This window comes from Actinomycetota bacterium (genome assembly GCA_018830725.1).
Lineage (GTDB): Bacteria > Actinomycetota > Humimicrobiia > JAHJRV01 > JAHJRV01 > JAHJRV01.
On the sequence record JAHJRV010000090.1, the window covers coordinates 1 to 3,183 of the forward strand.

Here is a 3,183-nt window from a genome sequence, read left to right on the forward strand (position 1 = left end):
CTAATTTTACTTTTAATCCTTTTACTTTTTTTCCGTCCTTGGAATATCCTCTAACTACTCCGTTATGACAAAGAATCATTCCTACTTTTTTAAAATCTTCTTATTAAAAGTAAATTATATCATTAAAATAGAAAATACCAATTTAGATATAGATACTTCATTAAAATTAAAAAATACACACTTTATGTGTATTTTATATTGATTTTTTTATAAAATTATAGTAGTATTGATTTAAATAAACTAAAAATAGATTTTGGTGATAAATATGGCTAAGAGAATTAATATAACCATCCCAAAAGATTTTCTATCAAAGGTTGACGAATTCTCAAAAAAAGAACATAGAAAAAGAAGTGAGTTAATCAGAGAGTCATTGAGAGAATACATGGGTAGAAGAGATAAAGATATGGCGGTTGAACAAAAAAAAGGTCTCATTGATTTAGAAGCTAAAGAAACAATCACGGTAGAAAAAATTAAAAAAATATCTAAAGAAAAGAGGGCTGAGCTTTTTTCAATAATTAGAATTTATTTTAAAAACCGTCCTGAGGTAATTGCGTCCTTTATATTTGGTTCCTACTCTACTGATGATGCAACAATTTTAAGTGATTTGGATGTTGGAATTCTTCTTAAAACTGATATAGGTAAAGACAAATATTCAGAATTACTTTTAGATATTTCCTCTGACCTTGTTAGACTATTAAAGATGGATAATATTGACTTGGTAATTCTTAATCGAGCAAATCCAGTACTCAAAAATGAGGTAGCCACTAAAGGAACAGCAATATTTGAGAGAGAGAAGGAAATACTGGATAATTTTAAAATAAAGTCATTAAAGTACTATATGGATACAAAAAAATTTCGTAATTTATATCAAAAAAGTATTAAAAACTTTTTATTGGAAAATAAAATTTGAATTTTTTACTGGGAAGCGCCTTACACAAGACAGAGCAGTCTACTTATGTTAAATAAAGAGGATTAATTGATAAACAAGGATCTTATATTAAGCAAGCTACTAAAAATAAAAAATTATATACAGGAATTAAAAACTTTTTCTAACATTACTTTTGAAGAATACAAAAGAGATTTTATCAAAAAAAGAGCAGTTGAAAGATTAATTTTATTACTTGCAGAAGTAGCAACTGATATAAATTCATATGTTATTATTGAGATTGGAAAAAATCCACCAACTGATTATTATGACTCATTTATAAAAGCTATTGAAATTGGATTAATATCAAAGCAACTTGGAGAAAAATTAGCTCCCTCGGCTGGTTTGAGAAATAGATTAGTTCACGAATATGATGAGATAAAGGATGATATTGTTTATAGTAGCATTAATGATGCGATAGAACTTTATACAACTTTTATAAAAGAGGTTAATGACTATTTAAAACAATAACAATTGGGAAATTATTAGTGATTAAAAGAGAATTCTTTTACAAAAGAATCAAATAGTTACTTAAAACTTCATAGCTTATTAATTGAAAGATTGACCCTTATATATGTCGCAAGACCTCACTATATTTATAAAAAATATAGATTGTCAGAAAAGATAATTAAGAATTTTAATCATTATATTTTTAGGACATATTGTGGAATCAACTTAGCAACAATATCTATTATTCCAATTTCTAAAGCGCGTAGCACTACATTCCGTCCTCTATATTCATAAGCTAACTCCCGCACTTCTGATATGATTTTCTTACCTCTATCATTTTGCATCTCAACTTCAAAGTATCTTTTCCCCTCAACTTCTATCACTTTATTTATAGTTAAAATATCAGGAAAGACATATCCTCCACCATGAGGTATTATGTTAGCATTTATAAGCCTATTATAAACCCCCAATCTTTTTGCTCTTTTTTCAAAACCTAATAACTCTATACTTTGAGGACTTAAATTTGGGTTACCTTTTACCAAATAAGCAGGCAAATCTCCTCTTAGCGTTATTGAAAAAAGTGTATTCAAGTTTCTTAAATAATGACAACCCAGGACTATCTCATTCATATTTATAAGGCCTTGATGCATTTCATTAGAAATTTTTGTGAATTCTTCAAACAAGAGTTCAGCACCCATTATCCTTTTTTTCTTAGCAAAATTCTCAACATAATTATATTTTTCAAAATACTTTTTAGCATCATTACCTGTTAGTATATTAAAAGTTCCAAAAGGTGTTTTAATATGTTCTGCCATATTATACAATTGTTTGCTCTTATCATAATATATTCCGAAACCTAATTTATTATCCCCTCTAAATTCATCAGCAGATCCGTGTATTACAAAAGCATATGGAGGTAGATTTATATCAAATTTTGCAACAGGTTCTACTTCAAATATATCTATAAAGTGATTTCCTTTGTAAAAGTCCCATTTCAATGTAACACCGTCTATCTGTATTTTACTCGTTTCCATCTTATGTATCTTTCTAATTAAAACCTCAATATCGGGTAATTTATCTAATCCACCAACAAGCATTCCACATGCATTAGGCTTTGTGTCAAGAATAATTAATTCATCTTCCCCTTCTCCCCAGCTTATCTTCCCTCCATATCCAAACCCACTTTTCCATCTATTTGTGTTTCTAGTAATGGTCATATCTGGTGAAGCAATAAAGGTAGCATTTGGGCTCATACCAAGTTGATGTTGAATGTAATGAATTGCTGCAATGCCATAAACAGTATTAGCTCTACATAATTCTGCTCCACTATCGTTTAAACCAATGAAAAAACAATAACCCTTTGCATTCTGTAATATTTCTTCTCTTTTCATATTTCTTACCTTATTTTTTTTAAGTTATAAAATTCACTTATCATTTTTAGATTTCTTTGCTCTAATTCTAATTAAAATCCTTTTAGCAGCCTTCTGAAGATCCTTGTCTTTGTTTTTTAGGGCTTGAATTAGAGGTTCTACTGCTGGTCCCCCTATCCTTCCAAGAGCTTCTGTTGCTGCAGCTTGAACATACAAATTTTTATCTCTAAGAACTTGAATGAGAGGTTCTATTGCCATTTCACTCTCTATCCTTCCAAGAGCTTCTACTACATATCTCTTAACAACCGTATCTTTGTCCTTAAGGGCATTAATTAATGGTTCTACTGCTTTTACATCCCCTATTTTTCCAAGAGCTTCTACTACACTTATTCGTACATCTTTATCTTCATCTTTAAGGGCATTAATTAATGGTTCTAC

At 29.2% G+C, this 3,183-nt stretch carries 4 protein-coding genes; 2 read left to right on the forward strand and 2 right to left on the reverse strand.

Going from position 1 to position 3,183, the window contains the following annotated elements; genetic code table 11:
* The first annotated feature begins 265 nt into the window (after positions 1 to 265).
* Positions 266 to 910 (forward strand): ribbon-helix-helix protein, CopG family, encoded by a 645-nt coding sequence (locus KKC53_04205; GenBank protein ID MBU2598369.1) that lies wholly within the window; start codon positions 266 to 268, stop codon positions 908 to 910.
* Between the two features lie 66 nt (positions 911 to 976).
* Complete coding sequence (locus KKC53_04210) at positions 977 to 1,396, forward strand: DUF86 domain-containing protein (GenBank protein MBU2598370.1); 420 nt, start codon at positions 977 to 979, stop codon at positions 1,394 to 1,396.
* A gap of 173 nt (positions 1,397 to 1,569) precedes the next feature.
* Here KKC53_04210 and KKC53_04215 read toward each other — a convergent pair whose 3' ends face one another.
* Positions 1,570 to 2,766, reverse strand: coding sequence for a hypothetical protein (locus KKC53_04215; GenBank protein MBU2598371.1), 1,197 nt, complete (start codon positions 2,764 to 2,766; stop codon positions 1,570 to 1,572).
* Between the two features lie 33 nt (positions 2,767 to 2,799).
* Positions 2,800 to 3,183, reverse strand: a 384-nt coding sequence (locus KKC53_04220) for a HEAT repeat domain-containing protein (GenBank protein MBU2598372.1), incomplete at its 5' end; no start/stop codon positions are given.

Bases quoted from the DNA above. Each gene is read 5' to 3' on its own strand.
- KKC53_04205 (MBU2598369.1), top strand. From the start codon at position 266: ATGGCTAAGAGAATTAATATAACCATCCCAAAAGATTTTCTATCAAAG.
- KKC53_04215 (MBU2598371.1), bottom strand. From the start codon at position 2,766: ATGAAAAGAGAAGAAATATTACAGAATGCAAAGGGTTATTGTTTTTTC.